33 protein-coding genes and 1 tRNA gene are annotated in these 26,443 nt (G+C 68.3%); 24 read left to right on the forward strand and 10 right to left on the reverse strand.

Features of this window, described 5'->3' with window-relative positions; all coding sequences use genetic code 11:
- The first annotated feature begins 3 nt into the window (after positions 1-3).
- On the forward strand, positions 4-813 hold the full coding sequence (gene ku / locus ASC55_RS16920; protein ID WP_028503543.1) for a non-homologous end joining protein Ku: 810 nt from the start codon (positions 4-6) through the stop codon (positions 811-813).
- A gap of 35 nt (positions 814-848) precedes the next feature.
- On the opposite strand, the gene ASC55_RS16925 is transcribed toward ku, so the two are convergent.
- Both ASC55_RS16925 and ASC55_RS16930 read right to left on the reverse strand, forming a co-directional pair.
- Complete coding sequence (locus ASC55_RS16925) at positions 849-1,613, reverse strand: DedA family protein (protein ID WP_055877955.1); 765 nt, start codon at positions 1,611-1,613, stop codon at positions 849-851.
- A 96-nt stretch (positions 1,614-1,709) separates the two neighbouring features.
- Positions 1,710-1,791, reverse strand: a tRNA-Leu gene (locus ASC55_RS16930).
- 142 nt (positions 1,792-1,933) lie between these two features.
- On the opposite strand from ASC55_RS16930, the gene ASC55_RS16935 reads away from it, so the two are divergent.
- The 7 genes from ASC55_RS16935 to ASC55_RS16965 are packed head-to-tail and all read left to right on the forward strand — an operon-like array spanning position 1,934 to position 6,417.
- Entirely contained in the window at positions 1,934-3,130 is a 1,197-nt protein-coding gene (locus ASC55_RS16935; protein ID WP_200935196.1) for a CpaF family protein, read from the forward strand.
- Positions 3,127-3,984, forward strand: coding sequence for a type II secretion system F family protein (locus ASC55_RS16940; RefSeq protein WP_055870978.1), 858 nt, complete (start codon positions 3,127-3,129; stop codon positions 3,982-3,984). The genes ASC55_RS16935 and ASC55_RS16940 overlap by 4 nt, the downstream gene beginning before the upstream one ends.
- A complete protein-coding gene (locus tag ASC55_RS16945) occupies positions 3,981-4,919 on the forward strand; it encodes a type II secretion system F family protein (protein ID WP_055877755.1) in 939 nt (312 codons plus the stop codon). The genes ASC55_RS16940 and ASC55_RS16945 overlap by 4 nt, the downstream gene beginning before the upstream one ends.
- A gap of 21 nt (positions 4,920-4,940) precedes the next feature.
- Positions 4,941-5,153, forward strand: coding sequence for a hypothetical protein (locus ASC55_RS16950; protein ID WP_055870983.1), 213 nt, complete (start codon positions 4,941-4,943; stop codon positions 5,151-5,153).
- Between the two features lies 1 nt (position 5,154).
- On the forward strand, positions 5,155-5,556 hold the full coding sequence (locus ASC55_RS16955; protein WP_055877758.1) for a TadE/TadG family type IV pilus assembly protein: 402 nt from the start codon (positions 5,155-5,157) through the stop codon (positions 5,554-5,556).
- On the forward strand, positions 5,525-5,980 hold the full coding sequence (locus ASC55_RS16960) for a hypothetical protein (RefSeq protein ID WP_055877761.1): 456 nt from the start codon (positions 5,525-5,527) through the stop codon (positions 5,978-5,980). Before ASC55_RS16955 ends, ASC55_RS16960 begins: the two co-directional genes overlap by 32 nt.
- Positions 5,981-6,033: 53 nt before the next feature.
- A complete protein-coding gene (locus ASC55_RS16965; protein ID WP_235563400.1) occupies positions 6,034-6,417 on the forward strand; it encodes a hypothetical protein in 384 nt (127 codons plus the stop codon).
- Positions 6,418-6,430: 13 nt separating this feature from the next.
- Here the strand turns inward: ASC55_RS16965 and ASC55_RS16970 are convergent, their stop codons facing one another.
- Positions 6,431-6,991 (reverse strand): NUDIX hydrolase, encoded by a 561-nt coding sequence (locus ASC55_RS16970; RefSeq protein ID WP_055877764.1) that lies wholly within the window; start codon positions 6,989-6,991, stop codon positions 6,431-6,433.
- Positions 6,988-8,247 (reverse strand): MFS transporter, encoded by a 1,260-nt coding sequence (locus ASC55_RS16975; RefSeq protein ID WP_055877768.1) that lies wholly within the window; start codon positions 8,245-8,247, stop codon positions 6,988-6,990. Before ASC55_RS16975 ends, ASC55_RS16970 begins: the two co-directional genes overlap by 4 nt.
- 121 nt (positions 8,248-8,368) lie before the next feature.
- On the opposite strand from ASC55_RS16975, the gene prfB reads away from it, so the two are divergent.
- The gene (gene prfB, locus ASC55_RS16980) at positions 8,369-9,478 is read left to right on the forward strand and encodes a peptide chain release factor 2 (protein WP_017828547.1); all 1,110 of its coding nucleotides are present in this window, start codon (positions 8,369-8,371) and stop codon (positions 9,476-9,478) included.
- 54 nt (positions 9,479-9,532) lie between these two features.
- Here the strand turns inward: prfB and ASC55_RS17540 are convergent, their stop codons facing one another.
- Positions 9,533-10,603 carry a DUF2510 domain-containing protein gene (locus ASC55_RS17540; RefSeq protein ID WP_162243064.1) on the reverse strand — a complete coding sequence of 357 codons (1,071 nt, stop codon included), beginning with the start codon at positions 10,601-10,603 and terminating at the stop codon, positions 9,533-9,535.
- 198 nt (positions 10,604-10,801) lie between these two features.
- Complete coding sequence (locus ASC55_RS16990) at positions 10,802-11,863, reverse strand: DUF2510 domain-containing protein (RefSeq protein WP_055871004.1); 1,062 nt, start codon at positions 11,861-11,863, stop codon at positions 10,802-10,804.
- Between the two features lie 183 nt (positions 11,864-12,046).
- On the opposite strand from ASC55_RS16990, the gene ftsE reads away from it, so the two are divergent.
- The 3 genes from ftsE to smpB all read left to right on the forward strand — a co-directional run bounded on the left by ftsE (position 12,047) and on the right by smpB (position 14,601).
- On the forward strand, positions 12,047-13,150 hold the full coding sequence (gene ftsE / locus ASC55_RS16995; RefSeq protein ID WP_055877773.1) for a cell division ATP-binding protein FtsE: 1,104 nt from the start codon (positions 12,047-12,049) through the stop codon (positions 13,148-13,150).
- Positions 13,147-14,061 (forward strand): permease-like cell division protein FtsX, encoded by a 915-nt coding sequence (ftsX, locus tag ASC55_RS17000; protein ID WP_017828551.1) that lies wholly within the window; start codon positions 13,147-13,149, stop codon positions 14,059-14,061. The genes ftsE and ftsX overlap by 4 nt, the downstream gene beginning before the upstream one ends.
- A 63-nt stretch (positions 14,062-14,124) precedes the next feature.
- The gene (gene smpB, locus ASC55_RS17005) at positions 14,125-14,601 is read left to right on the forward strand and encodes an SsrA-binding protein SmpB (RefSeq protein ID WP_017828552.1); all 477 of its coding nucleotides are present in this window, start codon (positions 14,125-14,127) and stop codon (positions 14,599-14,601) included.
- Between the two features lie 10 nt (positions 14,602-14,611).
- Here smpB and ASC55_RS17010 read toward each other — a convergent pair whose 3' ends face one another.
- Positions 14,612-16,492, reverse strand: coding sequence for a S9 family peptidase (locus ASC55_RS17010; protein ID WP_055877777.1), 1,881 nt, complete (start codon positions 16,490-16,492; stop codon positions 14,612-14,614).
- A 128-nt stretch (positions 16,493-16,620) separates the two neighbouring features.
- Complete coding sequence (gene lexA, locus ASC55_RS17015; protein ID WP_017828554.1) at positions 16,621-17,307, reverse strand: transcriptional repressor LexA; 687 nt, start codon at positions 17,305-17,307, stop codon at positions 16,621-16,623.
- Positions 17,308-17,596: 289 nt separating this feature from the next.
- On the opposite strand from lexA, the gene ASC55_RS17020 reads away from it, so the two are divergent.
- The 7 genes from ASC55_RS17020 to ASC55_RS17050 all read left to right on the forward strand — a co-directional run bounded on the left by ASC55_RS17020 (position 17,597) and on the right by ASC55_RS17050 (position 22,430).
- Positions 17,597-17,965, forward strand: coding sequence for a LysM peptidoglycan-binding domain-containing protein (locus ASC55_RS17020; RefSeq protein WP_055877780.1), 369 nt, complete (start codon positions 17,597-17,599; stop codon positions 17,963-17,965).
- Between the two features lie 66 nt (positions 17,966-18,031).
- Positions 18,032-19,117, forward strand: a complete 1,086-nt coding sequence (locus ASC55_RS17025) for a histidinol-phosphate transaminase (RefSeq protein ID WP_055871018.1) — start codon at positions 18,032-18,034, stop codon at positions 19,115-19,117.
- Entirely contained in the window at positions 19,114-19,731 is a 618-nt protein-coding gene (gene hisB / locus ASC55_RS17030; RefSeq protein WP_055877783.1) for an imidazoleglycerol-phosphate dehydratase HisB, read from the forward strand. The genes ASC55_RS17025 and hisB overlap by 4 nt, the downstream gene beginning before the upstream one ends.
- A complete protein-coding gene (hisH, locus tag ASC55_RS17035; RefSeq protein ID WP_055877785.1) occupies positions 19,728-20,363 on the forward strand; it encodes an imidazole glycerol phosphate synthase subunit HisH in 636 nt (211 codons plus the stop codon). Before hisB ends, hisH begins: the two co-directional genes overlap by 4 nt.
- A gap of 103 nt (positions 20,364-20,466) precedes the next feature.
- Entirely contained in the window at positions 20,467-21,213 is a 747-nt protein-coding gene (priA, locus tag ASC55_RS17040; RefSeq protein ID WP_017828559.1) for a bifunctional 1-(5-phosphoribosyl)-5-((5-phosphoribosylamino)methylideneamino)imidazole-4-carboxamide isomerase/phosphoribosylanthranilate isomerase PriA, read from the forward strand.
- Positions 21,197-21,994, forward strand: a complete 798-nt coding sequence (locus ASC55_RS17045; protein ID WP_055871027.1) for an SseB family protein — start codon at positions 21,197-21,199, stop codon at positions 21,992-21,994. Before priA ends, ASC55_RS17045 begins: the two co-directional genes overlap by 17 nt.
- A 22-nt stretch (positions 21,995-22,016) precedes the next feature.
- Positions 22,017-22,430 carry a hypothetical protein gene (locus ASC55_RS17050; RefSeq protein ID WP_055871030.1) on the forward strand — a complete coding sequence of 138 codons (414 nt, stop codon included), beginning with the start codon at positions 22,017-22,019 and terminating at the stop codon, positions 22,428-22,430.
- Here ASC55_RS17050 and ASC55_RS17055 read toward each other — a convergent pair whose 3' ends face one another.
- Entirely contained in the window at positions 22,431-22,829 is a 399-nt protein-coding gene (locus tag ASC55_RS17055) for a DUF1844 domain-containing protein (protein ID WP_017828562.1), read from the reverse strand.
- Positions 22,830-23,084: 255 nt separating this feature from the next.
- Here ASC55_RS17055 and infC point away from each other — a divergent pair, with 255 nt between their 5' ends.
- The 3 genes from infC (at position 23,085) to rplT (ending at position 24,403) form a co-directional block, all read left to right on the forward strand.
- Entirely contained in the window at positions 23,085-23,714 is a 630-nt protein-coding gene (gene infC, locus ASC55_RS17060) for a translation initiation factor IF-3 (RefSeq protein ID WP_157559480.1), read from the forward strand.
- A gap of 73 nt (positions 23,715-23,787) precedes the next feature.
- Positions 23,788-23,982 (forward strand): 50S ribosomal protein L35, encoded by a 195-nt coding sequence (gene rpmI, locus ASC55_RS17065; RefSeq protein ID WP_017828564.1) that lies wholly within the window; start codon positions 23,788-23,790, stop codon positions 23,980-23,982.
- Between the two features lie 34 nt (positions 23,983-24,016).
- Positions 24,017-24,403: a 50S ribosomal protein L20 gene (gene rplT / locus ASC55_RS17070; RefSeq protein ID WP_017202428.1), complete on the forward strand. Its 387-nt coding sequence runs from the start codon at positions 24,017-24,019 to the stop codon at positions 24,401-24,403.
- A gap of 8 nt (positions 24,404-24,411) precedes the next feature.
- Here the strand turns inward: rplT and ASC55_RS17075 are convergent, their stop codons facing one another.
- A complete protein-coding gene (locus ASC55_RS17075) occupies positions 24,412-24,864 on the reverse strand; it encodes a ribosomal maturation YjgA family protein (RefSeq protein WP_082524396.1) in 453 nt (150 codons plus the stop codon).
- 57 nt (positions 24,865-24,921) lie between these two features.
- On the opposite strand from ASC55_RS17075, the gene ASC55_RS17080 reads away from it, so the two are divergent.
- Together ASC55_RS17080 and ASC55_RS17085 are read left to right on the forward strand one after the other, a co-directional pair.
- Complete coding sequence (locus tag ASC55_RS17080; protein ID WP_055877958.1) at positions 24,922-25,734, forward strand: TrmH family RNA methyltransferase; 813 nt, start codon at positions 24,922-24,924, stop codon at positions 25,732-25,734.
- Positions 25,735-25,769: 35 nt separating this feature from the next.
- Positions 25,770-26,441 (forward strand): response regulator transcription factor, encoded by a 672-nt coding sequence (locus ASC55_RS17085; RefSeq protein WP_055877792.1) that lies wholly within the window; start codon positions 25,770-25,772, stop codon positions 26,439-26,441.
- Positions 26,442-26,443: the final 2 nt, after the last annotated feature.

Here is a 26,443-nt window from a genome sequence, read left to right on the forward strand (position 1 = left end):
GTGATGAGGACGATCTGGAAGGGCGCACTGACGTTCGGGCTCGTGAACGTCCCGGTCAAGGTGTACTCCGCGACCGAGGACCACGACGTGCCGCTGCATCAGGTGCACGAGAAGGACGGCGGACGCATCCGCTATCAGCGCACCTGCGAGGTGTGCGGCGAGACCGTGGCCTACGCGGACATCGATCGCGCCTACGTCGATGAGGGCCAGACCGTCGTGCTGACGAAAGACGACCTCGCGGCGCTTCCGGCGGAGAAGAGCCGGGAGATCGACGTGGTCGAGTTCGTGCCGTCCGACCAGGTCGATCTGCTCACACTCGACAAGCCGTACTACCTCGAACCCGATTCGAAGTCGCCGAAGGCCTACGTGCTGCTGAGGAAGACCCTCGAGCAGACCGACCGCACGGCGATCGTGCGCTTCACCCTGCGGCAGAAGACCCGCCTCGCCGCGCTCCGGGTGCGAGGGAAGGTGCTCGTGCTGCAGACGCTCCTGTGGGCAGACGAGGTGCGCGAAGCCGCTTTCCCGGCGCTGGACGAGGACGTGCGGATCTCGAAGAAGGAGTTGGAGCTCTCGGCCTCCCTCGTCGACAGCTACTCGGCGGACTTCGACCCCGAGGCGTTCGTCGACGAGTACCAGAAGGAACTGCGCACCCTCATCGACGCGAAGATCGAGGCGGGCGACACGTTCGACGTGGCCGAGACCTTCGGGGAAGCCGAGAAGGCGGCAGAAGGCGGCGAGGTCATCGACCTCATGGAAGCGCTGCGCGCGAGTGTGGCGCGGTCGAAGGAAGAGCGCGCCAAGAACGCGGGGTGATCATCGGGTGCCGAGGAGTCGGCCCCGATGCGCGATCAGTGCTTGCCGTCGCCGTCCAGGTCGGGAGAACGGTCGAAGACGTCGGCGTCGAGCACGAGCTCCTGTGCCTCCTCGGCGTCGGTGAACACGTCTTCGCCTGCTGCAGCGGCCTTCTTGGCCTTGTGGCGCTCGGAGAAGTAGTGCCACAGCGTGACGAGAGCCGTGCCACCGACCGCGATCAGCAGGATCACATCGATGTACTCGACCACGAGATCGCGCACCCACGGGATGTAGGCGATGAGGTATCCGACCATCGTGAGGCCGAAGCCCCAGATCATGGCACCGATGAAGTTGTAGAGCGAGTAGCGGCGCCACGGCATGTGGCCCACGCCGGCTGCGACCGGCGCGAAGGTGCGCACGATGGGCACGAAACGGGCCAGGATGACCGTGAGGCCGCCGAAGCGCTCGAAGAATGCGTTCGTGCGCTCCACGTTCTTCTTGCTGAACAGGCCCGACTCCTTGCGCTCGAACACCGCCGGCCCGCCCTTGTGGCCGATCAGGTAGCCGACCTCGCCGCCGACGAAGGCCGAGAGAGCGATCAGGAGCGAGACGACCCAGATGTTCACGCCGAACACGTTGCTGGTGTGTGTCAGGAGCCCCGCGATGATGAGCAGGGTGTCGCCGGGGAGGAGGAAACCGACCAGCAGGCCGGTCTCGGCGAAGATGATGAAGCAGACCACCAGAAGCGCCCAAGGACCAGCCGCGCCGATGATCGTCTGGGGGTCGAGCCAGGGGATGAGAGCGGTCGGCGCGTGCAGCATGGTTTCGAGCACAGGGGGAGTCCCGTCGGTCGTGAATGGTCGGCGGTAGAACAGAGCGATGTCGTGGCGACCCGAGAAGGATGCCGTCGTCTCTCGTGCGGAAGGTGGGACTTGAACCCACACGCCCTGGGGCACAGGAACCTAAATCCTGCGTGTCTGCCAATTCCACCACTCCCGCGCGGTGGAAACAGTCTACTGATCGTCGAAACCGCCTGTCTGGGGATCAGCCCGCAGTCCGTCTCCCCCTGAGCGCTCGGGCGCGCCAGAGCGGCTGTGGATAACTTCGGAGGGCGGAGGGCGATTGTTGCGAGGATGCCTGGGTGAGTCATCCGTCCGCCCTTGTCGCCGAGCGTGTGCGGTCGCGTCTGCGCGCTGAGGGTATCGACCCGTCGATCGATCCGGAGGCGGCCTCGCGCATCACCCACGCCGAGGTTCGCCGACACGACGATCTCGCCCTCGCTCGCGGCGAGGCGCTGATCGACGATGAAGCGGCGTGCGTGAGAGAGGTCATGGCGTCGCTCAGCGGATTCGGCGCGCTGCAGCCGCTGCTCGACGATCCGGAGATCGAGGAGATCTGGCTCAACGGAACGGGCCACGTGCACGTCGCGCGAGAGGGCACGGCCGAGCGGACGGGCCTTCGTCTCGACGATGTCGCGGTGCGCGACCTCGTCGAGCGCATGCTGCAGTCGACCGGCCGGCGGGTGGATATCAGCCAGCCGTTCGTGGATGCCTCGTTGCCGGACGGATCCCGTCTGCACGTGGCGATCGCCGATGTGGTGCGCGGCTCCTGGGCCGTCAACATCCGCAAATTCCTGCCGAAGTATCGATCCCTCGACGCGCTCGCGGCGCAGGGGATGATGCCGACCGACGTCGCGGAGCTGCTGACGACCGCCATGAACGACGGCCGCAGCGTGATCGTCTCGGGAGCGACGCACGCGGGCAAGACCACCATGCTCGGCGCGCTGCTGGCCTCCTGCGCCGGTACGCAGCGCATCGTCACCGTGGAGGAGACGTTCGAACTGGCCGTGGAGGGGCCAGATCTCGTCTCGCTCCAGGGGCGCCAGGCGAGTCTCGAGGGGACCGGGGAGATCACCTTGCGTCGACTGGTGAAGGAGGCGCTGCGCATGCGCCCCGACCGTCTCGTCGTCGGCGAGGTCCGCGACGCCGAAGCCCTTGATCTCGTGCTCGCGCTCAACACCGGCGTACCCGGGGCGTGCACCGTGCACGCGAACTCGGCGACCGAAGCCATCGAGAAGCTCACGATCCTCCCGCTCTTGGCCGGACGGAACATCGATCGTGCATTCATCGCACCGGCGCTCGCCGCGTCGATCGATCTGGTCGTGCACTGCGTCCGAGATCGGGCAGGACGGCGACACGTGCAGGAGATCATCGCTCCGACAGGCGACATCGACGAGGGGAAGGTGCGCACGAGGTCGGTCTACCGGGCGCGAACCCGGCAGAGCGACGATTTCGGCAGGGAGCGCGGGGACCTGCGTCCGATCGAGGCCGCATCGTGACGGTGCTCGTGGGCGCTGTCCTCGCTGCGGGTGTGCTCCTGTGCCTCTCGCCATGGATGTGGCCCCTGTCGGACGAGGCCGAACCGCTCCCGCGACAGGGTCGGCTCGTCCGTCTGATCGAGGAGGCGGGGTTCGACGGGCTCTCGCGACGTGTCTTTCTCACCGTCATCATCGCGGCCGGGCTGGTCGCGGCGTCCGTGGTGTGGCTTCTGACCGGAATCGCGGTGCTCTCCGTACTGGCAGGCCTTGCGGGGGCGGCGGCGCCGATCATGCTCCTCCGAGGGCGCCGCACGCGACTGCGACGATTGCGGCGACAGCTCTGGCCGGACGTCTGCGATCTCCTGATCGCATCGATCCGCGTGGGCTTGTCGCTCCCCGACGCGGTGGCGAGTCTGGCGGAGTCCGCACCGAAGATGCTCAGGCCGGCGTTCATCGTCTTCGCGAGAGATCTGCGGGCGAGCGGAAGGTTCGAGTCGAGCCTCGATCGGCTCAAGTCCACGTTGGCCGACCCCATCGGCGATCGCATCGCCGAGACCTTGCGGATGGCGCGTCAGGTCGGCGGCACGGAACTGATCAGTGTGCTGCGCGCCCTGTCGAGCTCGGTGCGGGCGGATGCGGCGCTCCGGGGCGAGGTCGAGGCGCGACAGTCGTGGATCCGCGGTGCCGCGGTTCTCGGAGCCGTCGCGCCGTGGGTGATCCTCGGCCTGCTGGTGCTCCGACCTGAGGGCGCTGCGGCATACGGCACTCCCGAAGGCGTGATCGTGATCTGCCTGGGGGCGGCGGTGTCGGTCCTCGCCTTCCACGTCATGGTCCGCATCGGCCGGCTTCCCGAGCCTCGGCGGTGGTTCGGATGAGCGCGATCTCGGTCCTCGCGAGCGCCATCCTGATCGGGGGTGGCTTCGCCGCGGGAGTGATGAGCATCCTCTCCGCCCTCCCGCGGTGGAGGGCGGCATCTCTGGCCGTGCGGATCGGGCCCTACGTGCGCGACGTCGTCGCCGATGATCAGCTGCCCAGCGGGGTTCTTCCCGCTGCGGGAGCACTGCCAGCGAGCGGGCGGACGCTGTGGGAGCGCGCGCGAAGCGGGTTCGAGAGGATGCTCGGCGGGGGAGAGGCTCTCCGGCAGCGGCTGGCGCAGGCGGGTCTGCGCACGGACCCGGCTGCGTTCCGCGGGCGGCAGCTGGGGTGGGGTCTCGCCGGGATCGGTGTGGGCGCGGTTGTGCTGACCGTGCTGGCGGTGACCGGCCGGTTGTCAGTGCCGACGGGCGCGATGCCGCTGCTCTGCGGCGCGGCGGCCGCCGCCGCATACGACGTGCAGCTCTCCGCGCGCGCCAGGTCCCGCCGGGCGCGGCTCACCGATGAGCTTCCGACGACGCTCGAATTCCTGGCTCTGTGTCTCTCCGCGGGTGAGGGGTTCCTCGATTCGCTGCGCCGGGTCGCCGATGTGGGGTCGGGTGAGCTCACCGCCGAGCTGCGCCAGGTGGTGCTCGCGGTCGGCACCGGATCCCCCTTGGCCGATGCGCTGAACGAGATGGCGCGACGGCTGCAGCTTCCCGGACTGTCTCGCGTCGTCGACCAGGTGATCGCTGCGCTCGAGCACGGTGCCCCGCTCGCCGCCGTCCTGCATGCACAGGCGGGCGATGCACGCGAAGATGCGAAGCGCGTACTGATCGAGCAGGCGGGACGCAAAGAGATCCTGATGCTCCTCCCGCTCGTCTTCCTGATCCTTCCGCTCTCGGTGCTCTTCGCCGTGTATCCGGGACTCTTCATCCTCCGGCTCGGCATCGGCTGACCGCCCGACGAAAGGACCACCATGACCGCACGAACACAGGAGCACCGGCGACGCCGGTGGCATGACGTCAAGACCCGGTTCCGCGCCTTCATCGACGACGAAGCGGGTGACGTTCCCGGATGGGTGCTCGTCACGTTGATGACCGCGGGCTTGGTGGTGCTCATCTGGGCCGTCGCCGGTCCCGCTCTGACCTCGCTGTTCGAGCAGGCGATCCAGAGGGTCTCGGGGCTCTGACATGGACGACCGGAGTGGTTGCGCGGATGATCGCGGCTCCAGCCCGGTGGAGTTCGTGCTCGTCGGAACGCTCCTCACCGCCCTCACGCTCGCTGTGCTGCAGCTCGCGTTCGCGATGTACGTGCGCAACGTGGTGCACGACGCCGCCGTCGAAGGCGCTTACCACGCGGCTCTCGCCGATACGACCCCGGAGGAGGGCATCGAACGCACCAGGGACGTCATCTCCCGCGCGGTCGGCGCGGACTACGCCGAGGACATCCGAATCGGCGTCTCCGGCGCCCCGCCCTACGAGACGGTCGACGTCCGGGTCCGCACGACGTTTCCGCTGCTCGGGCTGATCGGCCTTCCCCTCGCGATGGAGGTGGAGGCTCATGCACCTGCCGAGACCTTCGGGGAAGAATGACGAGGGATCGGCCGCCCTGGAGTTCATCGCGGTGGGGGTGATCCTTCTGGTGCCGCTGATCTATCTCGTCATCGCGCTCGGAGCGATCCAGGAGCAGACCTTCGGGGCGGAAGCGGCAGCACGGCACATCGCCCGCGTGATCGCGCGAGCGCCAGACGCTGCGACCGCGGCGGACCGCAGCGACGCGGTTCTCGCAGGGATCGTGGACGAGTACGGCCTCGATGAGGACGCGGTCGATGTGATGCTCTCCTGCGCGCCGCCCGCAGCGGAGTGCCCGTCGGCCGGCACGACGATCGTCGTCACCGTCACCACGCGGGTGCGGCTGCCGCTGGTGCCGGAGGTGCTCGGACTCGACCGTTCGACGGCCGTCCCTGTGCAGGCCGAAGCGGTGCAGAAGGTGTCACGGCTGTGGGGGACGGGATGAGGGGGCAGGCCCGAACAGCTCACGCCGCGGTCGGCGACCAGGAGGAGGGGAGCGTGCTGCTGCTCACTCTCGGCTACGTACTGCTCGCTCTGGCCGTGATCTTCGTGTGCGTCTGCGCCACCGATCTCTACATCGCCCAGAAGCGGTTGGACGCACTCGCCGACTCCGCCGCGCTCGCCGGAGCGGACGGTTTCACCCTGGCGGTGTACGACGACAGCGTGCGGGCCGAGCTGACCGATGCCGGCGTCGAGGAACAGGCCGACGCTCTCATGAGCACGCTGCCGGGCGAGGCGTCGCTCACCGCCGCGGGCACGCCCGACGGCGTCACCGCCCGGGTGACCGTCGCCGCGGAATGGCATCCTCCGCTGGTGTCCGTGTTCGTGCCCGACGGCGTCCCGTTGGAATCGACCGCCACCAGCCGCACGGCCCTGCGGTGACAGATGCCTCGGCTCAGCGAGGGTTGCGCAGCTGCGTGAGCAGTCCGTCGAGCCGGGGAACGAGTTGCGGCGGCACCTCGGCGGGCAGGGCGTCGACCGGCCACCAGCGCACGTCCTCCGACTCCTCGCTCACGGTCAGCGCGGACTCACGGTCGACGACGACCGCGATGCCGATGTCGAGGTGCGAGGCGCAGGCGCCGAAGCGCGAGGAAAGCCCATGGTGGTCGAGGTCGTAGGCGAGAGGGGCGGGCGTCGGCTCCACCACGATGCCCGTCTCCTCGCGCAGTTCGCGTAGAGCTCCCGCCACGACCGAATCATCGCCGTGCTCGACGTGGCCTCCCGGCTGCACCCAGAACTGCCCCTTGCGATGGAAGACGAGCAGCGTGTGCTGCAGTGATGCGTCGAACACCACGCACGACGCGGTGAGGTGATCGGGTCCTGCCTCCCGATGCACCGGGCCACCCTCTGCCGCGAAGAACGACGCGAAGTCGGCCTGCGCTGCACGGTCTCGTTCCGATCGGGGCACGAAGGTCGAGACCAGTCGGTGGGCATCCGCCTCCAGAGCCTGGGTCATTCCTGTTCCCCCTCGGAGGAGTCGTCGCCGGATTCCGGGCGCTCCCGCGGGACGAACTGCGGGATCCACCGCAGGAAGCCCAGAGCGCCGACGAGGCCGACCACGCCCATCGCGGCCGCCGCGAACGGCAGGGCGGCGACAGCCGTGATGGCCGAGACGAGCAGCGGAGCGATCGCCCCGCCCGCATCGGTGAGCGTGCGCCAGGATCCGAGGAACGCCGCGGGTTCCCGCTTCGGGGCGACGTCGGCGCCCAGGGTCAGCAGGATGCCGCTCGAGAGGCCGTTGCCGACACCGAGGACGGCGGCGAACATGCCGAACCACAGAACCGCCGCATCCACGTCGTGCGTGAACGACAGGGCGAGGAACCCGGCGCCCATGAGAACCATCGCCGGCATCGCCGCCCACAGTCTGCCGAAGCGGTCCATCACCTGGCCGCTCGCATAGAAGAGCGCGAAGTCGATGGCGCCGGAGACGCCGACCACGAGGGCGATGGTCGAGGCATCCAATCCCAGCGACAGTCCCCACAGCGGCAGCACCACCTGTCGCGCCGAGCGGACCGCCGAGAGCGACGCGGCGGCGAGCCCGAGCCGGCCGAGCACCGCGCGCTGACGCCACATGGTCTGGAATATGCCCAGGCGCTCGATCGTCGGGATCGATCCGCTCACCGCCTCGCCGGAGTCCTCCAGATAGCGCTCGTGAGTGGTCGACGGTACCGGCGGGACCATCTTCTCGGGGTCGGGCCCGAAGAGCACCAGCACGACCATGACCACCAGGCAGCCCAGGAAGAACCAGATCGCCGCACTCTCGCTCCCGAACAGCTGCAGGAGCCCCGCGGCCACGAAGGGGCCGATGAAGATGCCGAGTCGGAAGCTGCCGCCGAGCAGCGAGAGCGAACGCGCACGGAAGGCGACCGGCACGCGAGTGGTCATGAACGCGTGGCGGGCGAGACCGAAGGCCGCCGCGCAGATCCCGAGGAGGAAGACCGAGGCCGCCAACACGCCGAGCGAGGGCGCGAACACCATTCCGAGTCCGGCGACGATGGCGATCACGCCGGCGATGACCATCGTGTACCTCTCGCCGATCTTGCCCACGGCCCAGCCGGCAGGAAGGTTGCCGCACAACTGACCGATAACGAGGGCGGAGGCCACGAGGGCGGCGAACGCCACGTCGGCGCCCATGGATGCGGCGAGCACCGGGATGAGCGGAATCACGGCGCCTTCGCCGAGGGCGAAGAGGATCGTCGGCAGATACACCATGGGCCCGAACTGTCGAAGGACCGTCGAAGCACTGCTCACAGCTTCACGCTACTCCCGTTGCGGAAAGGTCTCCGACGACGGGGTCCCCGCGCGGGCAGGCGGCACGTTAGGCTGAGGTGTCATGCTCGAACTAGATCTCTCCGCCGAAATCCAGGCGCTCAGGCACACCTTCGGCGACATCAGCGAGGTCGTCGATGTCTCCCGTCTCCGCGACGACATCGCGCGTCTCAGCGAGGAGGCCGGTGCCCCCGACCTCTGGGACGACACCGAGAACGCGCAGAAGGTGACCAGCGCACTCAGCCACCGCCAGTCCGAGCTCGCCCGCATCACCGGCATCGCTCAGCGTCTCGATGACCTCGAGGTCCTGATCGGGCTCGCCAACGAGATGGGCGATGAGGACTCCGCGCAGGAAGCCCGCGCCGAGCTCGCCGCTCTCACCGACCTCATCAACCAGCTCGAGGTGCAGACGCTCCTCGATGGCGAGTACGACGAGCGCGCCGCGATCATCACGATCCGCTCCGGCGCCGGCGGCGACGACGCCACCGACTTCGCCGAGATGCTGATGCGCATGTACCTGCGCTGGGCCGAGCGTCACAAGTACCCCGTCAAGGTCATGGACACGTCCTACGCGGAGGGCGCGGGCATCAAGTCGGCCACTTTCGAGATCGATGCGCCCTACGCCTTCGGAACCATCTCGGTCGAGGCCGGAACCCACCGCCTCGCCCGCATCAGCCCGTTCGGCTCCGCCGACAAGCGCCAGACGTCGTTCGCCGCTGTCGAGGTCATCCCGCTGATGGAAGAGGCCACCGAGGTCGACATCCCGGAGAACGACATCCGCGTCGACGTCTTCCGCTCCTCCGGCCCCGGTGGGCAGTCGGTCAACACGACCGACTCGGCCGTGCGCCTCACCCACCTCCCGACCGGCATCGTCGTGTCGATGCAGAACGAGAAGTCGCAGATCCAGAACCGCGCCGCCGCGATGCGCGTGCTGCAGACGCGACTCCTGCTCCTGCAGAAGGAGCAGGAAGCGGCGAAGAAGAAGGAGCTCGCGGGCAACATCACCGCGAGCTGGGGCGACCAGATGCGCTCGTACTTCCTCTACGGCCAGCAGCTGGTCAAAGACCTCCGCACCGGACAGGAGTCCGGCAACCCGGCGGCGGTGTTCGACGGCGACCTCGACGACTTCATCTCGGCGGGCATCCGCTGGCGCAAGCGCAAGATCGAGGACTGAGTCAACGAAGAAGGCCCCGGAGAGATCCGGGGCCTTCTTCGTGTGCGTCGTCGGTCAGTAGTTCGCGCCCTTGAGGGTTCCGGTCACTTCCTCGTAGCTGAAGAGGATGCACTGCACGGTGCGATCCGATGCGTGGTTCCAGGATGACTTCGTCGGCTGGTAGTAGTAGTAATCGAGCTCGGAGACGTCGTAGGAGACGCCGACGTACGACTCGAACGCCGCGAGGCAGCCGTCCGACGCCGTGACGCCCAGGGCGTCGTCGCCGGGGAACTCGCCGTCTTCGACGTCGAAGATGAGGTAGATCTCGTCGGTGTGGGGCTGCTCGCACGGCACGACGGGTAGATCGAAGATCACGTCGTCGTCGGTGTATTCGACCAGCGGGAGGCAGTCGCCGACCTCGAGCTCCTCGAAGGGGACCATCTCCGCACCCTCGATGGTGGAGGGATCCTCGCGTCCGGTGGAGGAATCGCCCTCGGACGACGGGCGATCGCCGGGAGCGGCGAACGGACTGTCGCCGTTCTCCGCGATCGACGACGTCGCCAGCACGAGGAAGGAGACCGCGGCGGCGAGCACCGCGCCGACGACGGCTACGACCAGTCCGGTGATGCCAGGCCACTTCCGTCCGCGCAGGAAGAGCGAGATCAGCGACATCACGAAGCCCACGGCGAGCAGCGCCCAACCGGCGATCGCGATCACCGGGAAGCAGGCGCAGACGACGCCGATGACCACGGCGACAAGTCCGATGATCCCCACCACCGGCACTCCGGTCGCAGGCTGCGGAGACGGTGCGACCGGCCACGACGCCGCCGGGTATCCGCCGTATGCCGGATACGTCATACCGGCAGGGGACGTGGTCGCAGCGGGCGCGGGCATCTGGCCCGCGAGCGTGTACGGCGGGACGAAGGGTGCCGGTTCGGCGTCGGCGGGCGGGGTGATGGGTACGGCCGGCACAGGAGCCTCCGGCGCCGGTTCGGAAGCCGTCGGCTCCTGCACTGTCGGTTCAGACGCTGTCGACTCGCCGCCAGGCGCCGGCCTCCCCGTGACGACATGCTCGGTCCACTGCAGACCGTCCCACCACCGTCGGTTCCCGGAGCCGTCGTCGTACCAGCCGGCAGGTGTTGTCATCAGGCTTCCCCGTGTGTCTTTCTCGGTCGGCGAATGCGTGGTGAGGTCATTCTCGCTACGCCGGCCGATCCTCAGCGGTGTGGCCGTCATGACGACGGTAGCGGCGCTGGGCGCCCTGTGTCGAATGACAGGACGACCGCGCGAAGAAGGCCTCAGGAGCGCGACGCTCCTGAGGCCTTCGACGTCACTCTGCGGTGGTCAGGGCGTGAAGCACGCGGCGACCGCGTCCGTGTCCCCGAGCACCTCGGCGAAGCCGTAGAGGGCATCGGTGTCGGTCAGCGCGCCATCGCTCTCGGCGATCGTGCGCAGCGTCGCGTTGTCGAGGTCGGAGGCGACGAACAGGTCCGCGAGGCAGGAGATCTGAGGCTCGGTGTATCCCTCGGCTCCGGTGGAAGCGAGGATCGCCGTGAGTCCCTGAGCCACTTCAGGAGCGGTCGGGCGAACGCCGGCATCGGTTCCCTCGGTGCCGTCGGTTCCTTCGGTCTCGCTCGGCGCGGTCGCCTCGATCGACGGAGAAGAGGTGGGCATCCTGTCGATCTCTTCGCTCACTCCCTGCGCGAAGGCGAAGAGGTAGACGAACGACATCACGATGCCGATGATCGTCCCGACGACCGCGAGGATGAGCCCCGTGATGCCCGGCCACTTCTTGCCCTTGAGGAAGACCGAGACGAGGGAGACGATGAACCCGGCGGCGAGCAGGAAGAAGCCGATGAAGCCGATCACCGGGATGAAGACCAGGATCGTGCCGAGCGCCGCGAGCCCGAGTCCGACGAGTCCGAGGACCGACACCTTCTTCGGCTCCTCGGGACCGGGCTGCCCATACCCGGCGGCGGCGGGGTAGCCCGTCGTGCTGCCGGGGTAGGCCGGCGCGGCGCCCGGGTAGGAATCCGACGACGGCGCGGCTGCGCCGACCGGGTAGGCGGGAGCCGCCGGGGCGGAGTATGCGCCGAGGTCGTCGCTGAGCGGGGTCGTCGCCGCCGTCGCCCCGGGAGCATCATTCACATCCTGAGCGGTGAGACCTGCGGAAGCCGTCTGCGACGGATCCGACGACTCGGGGGAGATCGGCGTCTCGTCGGACGGACGGACGACGGTGTCATCGATCGATGGGGTCTCGGCGACCTGCTCCTCGACGACGAGCTGCTCCTCGGAGACGGCCGGGGCATCGGTGGTCTCCGGGGCGAAGTGCTCGGTCCACTGCTGGCCGTCCCACCAGCGCTGTCGACCGGATCCGTCGTCGTACCATCCTGCGGGCGTAGTCATGGGTCCCCCTTGAAAGAATTCGGCGGCCACTTCCTGCAGCCGACATCTTCATGTATAGCAGTGGCAGGCGACGTGGAAGTGGGTCGTGGATGGGGAGCAATCCCCATCCGGTCGGAGGACGGAAGCGTCGTGCGGGGTGTCGCTCGCGGCCAGGGGAGAGCCCGCGCTTAGGCTCGTAGCGCCATGATTCGGTTCGAGAACGTCACGAAACGCTACCGCGGGACGTCGAAGCCCGCCCTCTCCGGTGTCGACTTCGAAGTGCAGCGCGGGGAGTTCGTCTTCCTCGTCGGCGCCTCGGGCTCCGGCAAATCCTCCTGTCTGCGCCTGATCCTGCGCGAAGACGTCCCGACGACGGGGCGGGTCGCGGTGCTGGGCAGGGACCTGCGGGCGCTTGCCAACCGCAAGGTGCCGTACTTCCGCCGCCACATCGGATCGGTCTTCCAGGACTTCCGACTTCTGCCTTCGAAGACCGTCTACCAGAACGTCGCCTTCACGCTTCAGGTGACGGGTTCGTCGCGCGGCTTCATCCAGCAGGCTGTTCCGGAGGCCCTGGCACTCGTGGGTCTCGACGGCAAGCAGAAGCGGATGCCGCACGAGCTCTCCGGCGGTGAGCAGCAGCGCGTCGCGATCGCGCGCGCTCTGGTCAATCGTCCTCAGGTGCTGCTCGCCGACGAGCCGACCGGAAACCTCGACCCCGCCACCTCGGTCGACATCATGCAGCTGCTCGCCCGCATCAATGCCGGCGGCACCACCGTGCTGATGGCCACCCACGAAGCCGGATTCGTCGACCAGATGCAGCGCCGCGTGATCGAGCTGCGCGACGGCGAGATGGTTCGCGATGAGGTGCACGGCGGGTACGGCGACACCTCCAACATCCCGCGCCTCGTTCCGGAGGAGGTGCGTGGGGCCGCGGCAGCGGCCGCGCTCACCGCCGTGCAGGAAGTACAGCGTCAGACCGCAGACCTGTCCATGGTGCGTGCCGCCCTGGCGGAGGAACTCAGCACGCAGCGCAAGGCCGCGGCCGCGGTCGACCGGGACGGGGAGACCGTGGTTCCCCCGGCCCCGCGCACGGTCGAGCCCCCGGAGCCCCCAGAGCCCGCACGTTCGCAGGCCGCTGATTCTGCCGTGAACGTCGTGGAGCCTCCCGCCGCCGTCGAACCTCCGGCGGTCATCCGCCCGCGAACACACCCCATCACGCTGCCGACGGTCGACGTCGCCGAGCTCGGAGTCGCCGATCGCCTCGGCCTCTCCGATGAAGACGACGAGGAAGTGGGCCCGACCTCATGAGAATCGGACTCATCCTGACCGAAGCCCTGGGCGGGCTCCGGCGGAACATCTCGATGGTGATCTCCGTCGTGCTCGTCACCTTCGTCTCCCTGACGTTCGTGGGTGCGGCGATCCTGATGCAGGGACAGATCGGCGTCATGCGCGGCTACTGGGCCGAGCGCGCCCAGGTCGCGGTGTACATGTGCTCCGCGGTCTCGGAATCCGAGACCTGCCTCGACGGTGCGGCGAGCGAGGAGCAGGTCGCCGCCGTCCGTGCACAGCTCGAGGGCGATGCGCTCAAGCCGCTCATCAGCTCGATGACGTTCGACACCAAGGAAGAGACCTACGCCAAGCTCGTCGATCAGCTCGGCGCCGACCAGGCGAGCGTGCTCACGCCCGACCAGGCCTTCGAGGTGTTCTTCGTCACCATGAAAGACCCGGGCCAGTCGCAGGTGCTCGCCGAGGCGTTCAGCGGACAGGCCGGTGTGGAGCAGGTCAAGGATCAGCTCCAATACCTCGAGCCGTTGTTCTCCGCGTTGACCGTCGCGACATACATCGCGGTGGGCATCGCGGTGCTCATGCTCATCGCCGCCACCCTGCTGATCGGAACCACCATCCGGCTGTCGGCGTATGCCCGACGCAAGGAGATCGGCATCATGCGCCTGGTCGGAGCGTCCAACCGCTTCATCCAGACGCCGTTCGTCCTCGAGGGCGTGTTCGCCGCCTTCCTCGGCTCCGCCCTGGCCAGCGCCGCCGTCGTGGCCGGCGTGCACTTCGGAGTCAACGGCTACCTTCGGGGCCGGGTTCCGTTCATCACGACATGGGTGACGATGCAGGATGCCGCGCTCGTGGTTCCCGTGCTGATCGGCATCGGCGTCATCCTCGCCGCGCTCTCGGCCGGCTTCGCGATCCGACGCTGGCTGCGTACCTGATAGCCTGAAAGGCTGCTCGGTCGGATCGATCGATCGAGCTCATCACGGCAACAGGAGAGCATCATGCCCAGGGAACGCGGAGAGAAGGTCATCGCGACCAATCGTCGCGCACGTCACGACTACACCATCGAGAAGTCGTACGAAGCGGGGATGGTGCTCACCGGCACCGAGGTCAAGTCACTGCGTCAGGGACGCGCCAACCTCAGCGACGGCTACGCGTTCGTCAAGGGGAACGAGGTCTTCCTCGACTCCGTGCACATCCCCGAGTACTCGCAGGGGCACTGGACCAACCACTCGGCCAAGCGCATCCGCAAGCTCCTGCTGCACCGCGAGGAGATCGCCAAGATCGCGCACGCGGTGTCAGCAGGCGGATACACCCTGATCCCGTTGAAGCTCTACTTCTCGGACGGTCGCGCCAAGGTCGAGATCGCTCTCGCGAAGGGCAAGCGCGAATACGACAAGCGTCAGACCCTGCGCGAGCGTCAGGACACCCGCGAGGCCGACCGCGCCATGCGGCTGCGCAACCGCGTAGGGGAGTAGTCCCCGGCCCTCACAGGCGCGGCTCGAACCCGAAGACGCGGCCGAGGAACCTCAGCTCCCGTTCGAGGGCGTCGACGATCGTCTCCGCGCTGCGGAAGCCGTGCCCCTCGGCGGGGTACAGGACGTACTCGTGGTCGATGCCGCGGGTTGTGAGCGCGTCGCGGATCGCCTCGGACTGCGACGGCGGAACCACGCGGTCCTCCCCACCCTGCAGGAGCAGCACGGGCACATCGATGCGATCGGTGTGGGTGAGCGGCGAACGCTCGATGTACAGATGCTCGTACTCGGGGAGCGGTCCGACCAGGCCGTCGATGTACGACGCCTCGAAGTCATGCGTCTCCGCCACCAGCATGCGCAGGTCGGCCACGCCGTAGCGGCTGATCCCGGCGGCGAAGGCACCACCGCGGACCAGCGCCGACAGCACCGTCCAGCCACCTGCCGAACCGCCGCGGATCGCGATGCGGGCGGGGTCGGCGAGTCCGGCGTCGCCGAGTCCGCGGGCGGCCGCGATCACGTCGTCGACGTCGACCACCCCCCACTGGCCGTCGAGACGCTCGCGGTAGGCGCGGCCGTAGCCGGTGGATCCGCCGTAGTTCACGTCGAGCACGCCGATGCCCCGGCTCGTGTAGAAGGCGATCGCCGCGGACGCCGCGCCGGTGACGTGCGCCGTCGGTCCGCCGTGCACCAGCACGACGTAGGGTGCGCGCTCATCGTCGGGCGCCGACGTGTCGGGGTTGGCCGGAGGATAGGCGAATGCGTGCACCGCGCCGCGGGGACCCTCGATCTCGATCGGGATGGACGCGGGCATCCACTCCGGATCGACCGGCTCGCCGCCGCGCACGGCGATGAACTCGCCGGATTCGATGTCGACGCACCACAGGCCCGCCGTCGCCCGAGAGCCGTTGCCCGAGAGGAGCACCCTGGCGCCGTCGACGGCATCGATGCTCACGTGGCCGTCACCGGGGAAGTCGATCACGCTCACGCCGCCGTCGGCATCGATCACGACGACCTCGTCGCGGCCGTTCGTGCGGACGGCGACGATGCGGCCGTCGTCGAGCGGCTGGTACCAGCGGTTGCCGAGCACCCACAGCCCGTAGCCGGTATCCGCATCGACAGGAGCGCCAGCAGGGGCGAACGGTCGCGCCGGCCCGGTGGGAGTCACCCCATCGAGCGTGACACGCTGCAGAGCCCAGCGACCGTCTGGATCGTCGGCGAAGATCAGTTCCGCGTCGCTGAGCCACTCCGGCTGCAGCGCCGCCCGCGAGGGGATCGTGTGTGGCGTCCCGCCGGGGACCTCTGCGACCTGAACGTGCGCGTCCTCCCAGGGCATCCGTCCTCGCTCCCAGCCGACCCATGCCGCGCGGGTCCCGTCGGGAGAGAGGGCGGGGTGGGCGAAGAAGCCGTCTCCCTGCACGATCACCCTGATCGCGGACGGGTCTTCGGCGGCGGATCCATCGAGCGGGATCTCGACGATCGAGCGGAGGTGCGGCGTGGCCGAGAGGTCTTCGCGCACGGCCAGCAGGCGGCCGTTCTGCACGCGCAGGCCGCCGTGCGAGGGACCGGGGGCGGTGAGGGCGACGGGTTCGGCTCCGACGCTCAGACGGCGCACCCGCTGGTCTCCTGCGTCGACGAAGAACAGCGTGCCGTGCTCATCGGCCGTCCAGGCGCCTCCGCCGTACTCGTGCACGCGAGAGCGCGCGCTCCAGGGGGCGGGGAGGATCTCGGAGCCGGAGGAGCTCCGCACCGTCACGCGTCCCTTCTCGGCGGGTACCGACTCACCCCACCAGATCTCCGCACCGACGAAGCGGGCTCCGTCGATGCGCGGAGAGGAGGCCGCGACGGAGGCCGCGGAGAAGGGCGAGGGCCAGGAACCGTAGGGGGACGACGACATGCTTCGAGCCTAGGCGTCGAAGGTGGACGCCCGTTCGTCAGGACGGGAGCATCGCGGTCTTGATCCGTCGCCCGACGACACGAACCCCCTCCCGGCACCCGGGAGGGGCTTCATCGTGCCGTCTCGTCTCAGACCGCGCGCAGTACTGCCACGATCTTCCCGAGGATCACGGACTCATCACCGAGGATGGGCTCGAACGCGGAGTTGCGGGGGAGCAGCCAGGTGTGGCCGTCGCGGCGACGCAGCACCTTGACGGTGGCCTCGCCGTCGAGCATCGCTGCCACGATCTCGCCGTTCTCGGCGCTGTTCTGGGAGCGGACGACGACCCAGTCGCCGTCGCAGATGGCGGCATCGATCATCGACTCGCCGGAGACCTTGAGCATGAAGAGGTCGCCCTTGCCCACCAGCTGGCGGGGGAGGGGGAAGATCTCCTCGACCTGCTGGTCGGCGGTGATCGGCACGCCGGCTGCGATGCGTCCGACGAGGGGGACGAGCGCGGCGTCTCCGACCGGGGTCGCCACGTCTGCGGGGCTCTCGGTGCTGGTGCCAGGCAGATCGATGAGCACTTCCATGGCTCTCGTCTTCCCGGGGTCGCGGCGCAGATAGCCGCTGAGCTCGAGCTGTCCGAGCTGGTGGGTGACGCTGGAGAGGGACTTGAGGCCGACGGCGTCGCCGATCTCGCGCATGCTCGGCGGGTAGCCGTGGTGCGCGATCGAGTTCTGGATGACCTCGAGGATCGCCATCTGCTTCGGGCTGAGGCTCTTCCGGCGGCGCGTGCGCGGTGCCTCCGACTCGGGGGCAGAGTTCTCGCTCATGGTGCTCCTTCAGTGCGTGATCCGACGTCCCTCTTCGAATGTCGGAGGCCCGTGGTGGGGTGTCCTTATCGAAACCGTATCCGAGAATCGGGCCGATCTGGAAGATCTGTTCGAGCGTGTCGGCCTAATCGTCGGTGGGGTTTCGAAGAATACTTGACAGATGTTCGAACTCGAAGATATCTTCGGTACGTAGCTTCGCATTCACGGCTCCCGGCCGAGGCGGGAATGCGAACGCTACGCCAACTTCCCCGGTGGCCTCACGGCTCCGGGACAGGCTAAGGAGCACCACATGAGCAGCATCAGCTTCAGCACCGCAGCAGTCATTCCGGCGTCGACCCGTCCTTCGACGCGACTCCGACTGACGACGCGTGGCCGCGCCGTGCTGCTGGCCTTCGCCTCCGTGCCGCTCGCGGCCGGCATCGCGTTCGCCGCACTCAGCGGTGGCAGTGCGATCGCCTCGGGTGCAGACACCGCGGCCGTCAGCGTCGAGACCGTCACGGTCATGCCCGGCGACACACTCTGGTCGATCGCCACCGGCGTCGCCCCCGACGCCGACCCGCGCGACGTGATCGGTGAGATCAGCCGGATGAACCTGCTGCGTGGTGGCGAGCTCCAGATCGGTCAGACACTGGCCATCCCGGCCCAGTACGTGAACTGATCCTGCCGCAGCGTCGCTGCAGCAACTTTGCGTCATCGACTCGGGGCGCCGCTTAACATGGGAAGGGTGACCCTCTCCCTCAACGATCTCCCGCTACGTGATGATCTTCGCGGACTGACGCCGTACGGCGCTCCGCAGGCGCCCCTTCCGATCGCGCTCAACGTGAACGAGAACACGCATCCGATCCCGGATGAAGTGGCCAGCGACATCCTCGACGACATCGCCGTCGCGATCCGCGACGTCAACCGCTACCCCGACCGGGAGTTCAGCACCCTTCGTGAGTCGTTCGCCGAGTATCTGGGGCACGGGCTCACACCCGAACAGATCTGGGCGGGTAACGGGTCCAACGAAGTGCTCCAGCACATCCTGCAGGCGTTCGGCGGGCCGGGGCGCACGGCGTTCGGCTTCGCGCCCACGTACTCGATGTACCCGTTGATCGCCCAGGGGACCGGGGCGCGGTGGATCGCCGGCACCAGGCAGCCCGACTACACGATCACGCCGGAGGAGGCCGCCGAGCAGGTGCGGGCCGCCGACCCGGACGTGGTGATTCTCTGCTCGCCCAACAACCCCACCGGCACGCCGCTGGGGCTCGACGTCGTCGAAGCCGTCTACGACGCGGCTCGGGGCATCGTTATCGTCGACGAGGCCTACCAGGAGTTCGCTCCCCGCGACGCCGTGTCCGCATTGACGCTGCTCGAAGGGCGTCCGCGGCTCGCCGTCTCGCGCACGATGAGCAAGGCGTTCGCGTTCGCGGGCGCTCGCGTCGGCTATCTCGCGGCGGATCCGGCCTTCATCGACGCGCTGCGGCTGGTGCGTCTGCCCTATCACCTGAGCGCCCTCACCCAGGCAGCGGCCATCGCGGCACTGCGCAACGCCGACGTCATGCTCGGGATGGTCGAGGAGATCGTCGAACAGCGCGACAGGATCACGGCGACCCTCGAGGCGCTCGGCTATCAGCCGCACGAGACGTGGTCGAACTTCGTGCTGTTCGGCGGAGTCGCCGACCCGAAGGCGACGTGGCAGCAGCTCTACGACCGCGGTGTGCTCGTGCGCGACGTCGGCATCCCCGGCCACCTGAGGGTGAGTGCCGGAACCGAGGCCGAGACCACCGCGTTCCTCGACGCCCTGGCCTCGATAGGATCGGCTTCATGAGCACCCCCGCACTGACCCCGCGCACAGCGAGCCGCGTGCGCAGCACGTCGGAGTCCACCGTCGAGCTCGAGCTGAATCTCGACGGCACCGGTGCGAGTCGCATCGACACCTCGGTACCGTTCTTCGACCACATGCTCACCGCGTTCGCCAAGCACTCGCTCACCGACCTGACCGTGCGCGCGTCCGGCGACACGCACATCGACGCGCACCACACCGTCGAAGACGTCTCGATCGTGCTCGGCCAGGCGATTCTCGAGGCCCTCGGCGACAAGTCCGGCATCTCCCGCTACGGTGACGCGCTCGTTCCGCTCGACGAGGCGCTCGCTCAGGCCGTCGTCGATATCTCCGGTCGCCCCTACCTCGTGCACACGGGTGAGCCCGCCGGGTTCGAGCACCATCTCATCGGCGGGCACTTCACGGGCTCGCTCGTGCGTCACTCGTTCGAGGCCATCACGTTCAACGCGGCTCTGACGGTGCACGTGCGCGTGCTCGGCGGACGCGACCCTCATCACATCGCCGAGGCGGAGTTCAAGGCGTTCGCCCGTGCGTTCCGTCAGGCCAAGGCGCTGGACCCTCTCGTCGACGGCGTCCCCTCCACCAAGGGCGCGCTGTGAGCGCAGCACCTCGCATCGCGGTCTTCGACTACGAGTCGGGCAACGTCCATTCGGCGGTCAAGGCGCTCGTGGCCGCCGGCGCGGATGCCGTGCTGACACGCGACCGCACCACCGCTCTCGAGGCCGACGGTCTCGTCGTGCCCGGTGTCGGTGCGTTCCAGGCTGTGCGTGATGCCCTGCGCGCCCATGGCGGAGACGAGATCATCGATCGTCGTCTGGCCGGCGGTCGCCCCGTGCTCGGGATCTGCGTCGGGATGCAGGTGCTGTTCGAGCACGGCGTCGAGCGCGGCCACGATACCGAGGGCCTCGGCGAATGGCCGGGGGCCGTCACCCAGCTCAACGCACCGGTGCTTCCGCACATGGGCTGGAACACGGTCGAGCCGGGTGCCGACAGCGTGCTGTTCCGAGGCATCGAGCAGGAGCGCTTCTACTTCGTGCACTCCTATGCCGCGCAGTCCTGGGAGCTCGACGTCATCCCGCCGTTCCCCGAACCCGTCCTCACCTGGACGACTTACGGGGATCCTTTCCTCGCGGCGGTCGAGAACGGCCCGCTCTCAGCGACGCAGTTCCACCCGGAGAAGTCCGGCGAGGCCGGCATCCAGCTGCTGCGCAACTGGGTCCAGAGCCTCTGACGACGCCGGCAGGCGTCATCCGTTTTGTTCCCCGCCGTCCGGCGGACTACCCTCGGTTCTCGTGCCCGCACCGGGCCGAAGAGCTTCCCGATCCAAGGACCCCATGAACGACTTCGCGCAGTCCCCCTCGCTCACGCTCCTTCCCGCGGTCGATGTCGCCGGGGGCAAGGCCGTCCGCCTGACCCAGGGCGAGGCCGGTACCGAGACCAGCTACGGCGACCCGTTGGATGCTGCGGGGGAGTGGGCCGCGCAGGGTGCGAAGTGGATCCACCTCGTCGACCTCGACGCCGCGTTCGGTCGCGGCAGCAATGCGCCGATCCTGCGCAAGGTCATCAAGCAGTTCAAGGGCGTGAACATCGAGCTCTCGGGCGGTATCCGCGACGACGCGACGCTGGAGGCGGCTCTGGAGAGCGGCGCCACCCGGATCAATCTGGGCACCGCGGCGCTGGAGAACCCGGAGTGGGCTGCCGACGTGATCGGTCGTTACGGCGAGGCGATCGCGGTCGGCCTCGATGTGCGAGGCACGACTCTCGCCGCCCGCGGATGGACCAAGGAGGGCGGTGACCTCTGGGAGGTTCTCGAGCGCCTCGAGGACGCCGGCTGCAGCCGGTACGTCGTCACCGACGTCACGAAGGACGGCACGCTCCGCGGCCCGAACCTCGAACTGCTGCGTGAGGTCACCTCGCGCACCCCGAAGCCGGTCGTCGCATCCGGTGGGATCTCGAGCCTCGACGACATCGCCGCGCTCCGTGAGCTCGTGCCGCTGGGCGTCGAGGGAGCGATCGTCGGCAAGGCACTCTACGCCGGCGCGTTCACGCTGGCTGAGGCACTGGATGTCGCAGGAGACTGACGCGCACGCCTGCGGGCCCGAGTCGCACAACCACGGCGATTCGGCCGGCGTCCCCTGGGAGGGGCGCAGCTTCGAGTCGAACCCGCACGCGGGGGACGACGGCTCCGCAGACCCCGCTCTCCTGGCCGCGATCCTTCGCTTCCGTGCGGGACAGGGCAGCCAGGCTGAGGTGGTCGACGCCTTCCGGGGTGCGCGGGTGCTGGTGCCGCTCATCGCGGAGAAGGGCGACGAGGGCGTCGCGCCGAACGGACTCACCGTCGACAAGACGCAGGAGCTGTCCATCGTGACGGTGGCGGCTCCCGACGGACGCCGCGTGCAGCCGGTCTTCTCCTCCGTCCAGGCCATGCAGGCCTGGGATCCGACCGCGCGACCGATTCCGGTCGAGGCGGTCCGCGCCGCGTTGGCGGCCTCCGCAGAAGACACCGACCTGATCGTGCTCGACCCGACCTCCGAGACCGAGTTCGTCATCCGGCGCCCCGCGGTGTGGGCGATCGCTCAGGAGCACCGCTGGGAGCCGAGCTTCCTCTCCACCGAGGTATTCACCGCGCTCCAGGAGAGCGTGGCGCACGAACTGGCCGTGATCGACGTGGCGGTGGCCGCGGGCGATCCCGACGCACGGCTCCGGGGCCCCGAGCTGATCGTGATCCTCGAGCTCGTCGACGGTCTGGAGCGTGAGGTGCTCGACGCCGTGCTCTCTCGCCTCGCTCAGCGCTGGGCGTCCGACGACCGCATCGCCGTGCTCGCGGATTCGCTCACGGTGAAGCTCCGCCGCAGCGCCTGACCGCTTTCGCTACGATCGGGGCATGTCCCGCGGTCTGATGCGAGTCCTCGCCGTGGTCGTGCTCCTGTGTGGTGCCGCGACCGGCACCACGGGCTGCTTCACCGCGTGCCCGGCAATCGGCTACGTCAACGGGGCGGTCGTCGACGTGAGCGCATTCCCCGCGGTCGCGGCCGTCCAGTTCTGCGTGGACGCGGAGTGCTCACCGGCGCCGGGGGAGGACGAGACCTCCTCGACCAACATGTTCTCCACGTCCCGTCAGGACGACGGGACGTGGAGCCTCATGTTCGACATGTCCACGCCGGAAGACGTCGACATCCGTCTCTTCGACGCGCAGGGAACCCTCATCCACGAGGCTGAAGAGGCGATTGCCTGGACCCACACCGGAGGCGCCTGCCCCGGCCCCTCCACCGCGGAACCCCTGATCCTGCAGCCCTGACTAGTTGACCGGACCGGTCCACTTCTCGCCCGGTCCCTTGCCGATCGGGTCGGGAATCGTCGATGCCTCGCGGAAGGCGAGCTGCAGCGAACGAAGACCGTCACGCAGCGAGCGGGCGTGCATGTCACTGATCTCGGGAGCGCCGGCGGTGATGAGGCCGGCGAGAGCGTTGATGAGCTTGCGCGCCTCGTCGAGGTCGATCTGCGCCGCGGCGTCGGGATCGTCGGCGAGTCCGAGCTTGACGGCTGCGGCGCTCATGAGGTGCACGGCGGCGGTGGTGATCACCTCGACAGCGGGTACATCGGCGATGTCTCGGGTGGCCGACGATGCGGCCTCCTCCTGACGTGCCCAGCGCTCTTCGCGCTCACGTGCAGCCTCGTCCGGTGCCTGGTTCGTCACTTCGCCTTGCTTTCTGTTAGACTTTGGCGGGCTCCGGAGCGTCATGCTCCGGATCGAAAGAGGATTCACTTCCCACCCGCGCTTGCCGTTCAAGGCTACCGGGTCTTGCACTCCACCGGCTCCGTTCGCAAGACGGACCCGGCAGGAAGGGTGCGGAGCCGGCGTCTGAATGCCGGTGGGCGGGGACGATTCCGATTTCGCCCGTGATGCAGACAGCATCGCGGTGGCCGAATCACATCGTCTAAGGAGTTCCGCATCAGCGATCCCCGTACCAATGAGCGCATCCGCGTCCCCGAGGTCCGCCTCGTCGGCCCCGCGGGTGAGCAGATCGGCGTTGTCCGCATCGAGGCCGCGCTGCGCCTCGCGCAGGAAGCCGATCTCGACCTCGTCGAGGTCGCCCCCAACTCGAAGCCGCCCGTCGTCAAGATCATGGACTACGGCAAGTTCAAGTACGAGGCCGCCCAGAAGGAAAAGGAAGCTCGCCGCAACCAGGCGAACACGATCCTCAAGGAAGTCCGTTTCCGTCTGAAGATCGAGGCGCACGACTACACGACCAAGCTCAAGCGCGCCGAGGGCTTCCTCAAGGCCGGCGACAAGGTCAAGGCCATGATCCTGTTCCGCGGTCGCGAGCAGTCGCGTCCCGAGCAGGGCGTCCGCCTGCTGCGCAAGTTCGCCGAAGACGTCGCCGAGTTCGGCACCGTCGAGTCGAACCCGACCATCGACGGTCGCAACATGGTGATGGTCGTGGCTCCGCTCAAGAGCAAGTCCGAGGCGAAGCAGGAGCAGAACGCCGTGCGCGATGCTCAGCGTGCCGACAAGAAGCAGGCGGCGCGCGACGCGAAGAGCGATTCGCCCGCAGCCGCAGCTGCAGCTCCGGCGGAGTGATCCCCGCCCCCAGAACTCCCGCACCGCGGGTTGACACCGTCGCCTGAGAAGGCGCCATACGAAGGAAGAGAAGATGCCGAAGCAGAAGACCCACTCGGGTGCTAAGAAGCGCTTCAAGATCACCGGCAGCGGAAAGCTGAAGAAGCAGCAGGCCGGGATGCGCCACAACCTCGAGCACAAGTCGAGCCGTCGCACCCGTCGTCTGAACCAGGACCAGGTGCTGTCGAAGGCTGACACCAAGGTCGCGAAGAAGCTTCTCGGTCGCTGACGCGCACCGAACGCACGAATAGGAACACAGGAAAATGGCAAGAGTCAAGCGGGCAGTAAACGCCCACAAGAAGCGCCGGGTCATCCTCGAGCGCGCCTCCGGTTACCGCGGACAGCGTTCGCGCCTGTACCGGAAGGCCAAAGAGCAGGTCATCCACTCGCTGGTCTACTCGTACCGTGACCGTCGCAAGCGCAAGGGCGACTTCCGTCGTCTGTGGATCCAGCGCATCAACGCTGCGGCTCGCCAGAACGGCATGACGTACAACCGCTTCATCCAGGGCCTCGGCCTCGCGGGTGTCACCGTCGACCGTCGCATGCTCGCCGACCTCGCGGTCAACGACGCGGCGACCTTCACGACGCTGGTCGAGACGGCGAAGAAGGCTCTGCCCTCCGACGTCAACGCACCGAAGTCGGCTGCGTAAGCATCTCTTCACACAGGGCGCTCTCCTTCGGGAGGGCGCCCTGTGGCGTTCGTCGGCTCGGAACCGGCGGATGCGCGGGTGACGACCACGTCGACGAGGGCCGCCACGGCGACCGCGCCGGCGTACACCGCGAGGTCGCGGACATCGAAGCCCGAGCCGAGGACGAGACGGATCGGCGGGAACAGGGCTGCCCACTCGCGGGGAAGCCCGGTGAGCTGAAGCAGTTCGACGGCGGCGCAGAACACGAATGCCACGACCGCGATCGCGGGACGAGGGCGGCGTGGGGCGAGGAACGCGACGAGCACGTAGATGAGCACGGCGTACAGGGCATCGCCCACGATGTCGCCGATCATCCCGCTCACACCGAGGTGAACGACGAGGCCGCTCCCTACCGTGACGGCGGCGACGACGGCGAGGGTGATCCGTCGGCGGGTGCTGTTCACCGTGGGGCTGTCGCTCATCCCGGCACCCTATCCCGATGGTGCGGGAACCAGCCGCGCGTTCTCTAGACTGTGATCGTGCTGGAGAACCCCCGTTCGCCCCGAGTCCGAGCCGTCGCGAAGCTGACCAAGCGCAGCGCGAGAACCGAGACGGGCCTGTTCCTTCTGGAAGGTCCGCAGTCCGTCCGCGAGGCGCTCACCTACCGTCCCGAGGCGATCGTCGAGCTGTTCGCGACGCCGAACGGCTGGGAGAGGCACCCCGACATCCGTGCGAAGGCCGCCGAGGCCGAGATCGATGTCGAATACGTGACCGAGTACGTCCTCAACGCGATGGCCGACACCGTCACCCCGCAGGGGCTGGTCGCGGTGGTGCAGCAGACACCGACTTCCGTGCGCGACATCTTCGACTCCTCGCCACGGCTGGTGGCCATCTGCGAGGAGGTGCGGGACCCCGGGAACCTCGGCACGATCATCCGGGCTGCCGACGCCGCCGGTGCGGATGCCGTCGTGCTCACCGGCCGCACGGTCGATCCGTACAACCCGAAGGTCGTGCGCGCCACGACAGGGTCGCTCTTCCACCTGCCGGTGTCGGTCGGGGGAGACCTGGCCGATGTCGTCACGCGCGCCCATGCCGCAGGCCTGCGCATCCTCGCGGCCGATGTGAAGGGCGACGATCTGCTGAAAGCACGCGCCGAGGGCGTGCTCGAAGAGCCCACCGCCTGGCTCTTCGGCAACGAGGCGCGCGGGCTCGAAGACGAGGCGCTCGCGCTCGCGGACCAGGTGCTCAAGCTGCCCATCTTCGGCCGTGCCGAATCCCTCAACCTGGCGACGGCCGCCAGCGTGTGCCTCTACGAGAGCGCCTTCGCACAGCGGGCGACGTCCGCCGGCTGAGTTCTCGGCCCCGAAGGAAGCAGGAGACGGAGTCGATGAGGATTCTGATCGTCGAGGATGACGACCGCGTCGCCGGCGCGCTCGAGGCGTTCCTCGCTCGATCGGGATACGCGACCGTGCGCGCGGCGGACGGAGCGGCAGCTCTGGACCTGCTGGGTGCGGACACCGAGGTCGTCCTGCTCGATCTCGGGCTTCCCGACATCGACGGTGTCGACCTATGCCGCCGCATCCGTGGCCGCTCGGAGGTTCCGATCGTGATCGTGACCGCGCGCAATCAGGTCGCCGAGCGCATCAAAGGGCTGCGGGCCGGAGCCGACGATTTCGTGGTCAAGCCCTATGACGTGCACGAGCTCCTGGCCCGGATCGAGGCCGTGACCAGAAGAACACGACCGATGCGACCCGAGGCCGATGCCCGTGTGCTGCTGCATGACGGTGGTGTGGAGATCGACCTCGTCGCACGGCAGGTCCTCGTCGACGGCACACCGATCGACCTCACGCGCAAGGAGTTCGACATCGTCGCGGTCCTCGCCCGATACCCGGGGGTGGCTGTGCCGAAGGAGCGTCTGATCCGCGAGGTGTGGAACACCGACTGGCGAGGGTTCGGGCACTCCCTCGAGGTGCACGTCGGCGCGATCAGGAAGAAGACCGGAGTCCGTGGGGTCATCGAGACCGTGCGTGGTGTCGGATATCGGCTTGCGGGGTCGTGACG

Origin of the sequence: Microbacterium sp. Root322 (assembly GCF_001425645.1) — a bacterium.
Lineage (GTDB): Bacteria > Actinomycetota > Actinomycetes > Actinomycetales > Microbacteriaceae > Microbacterium > Microbacterium maritypicum.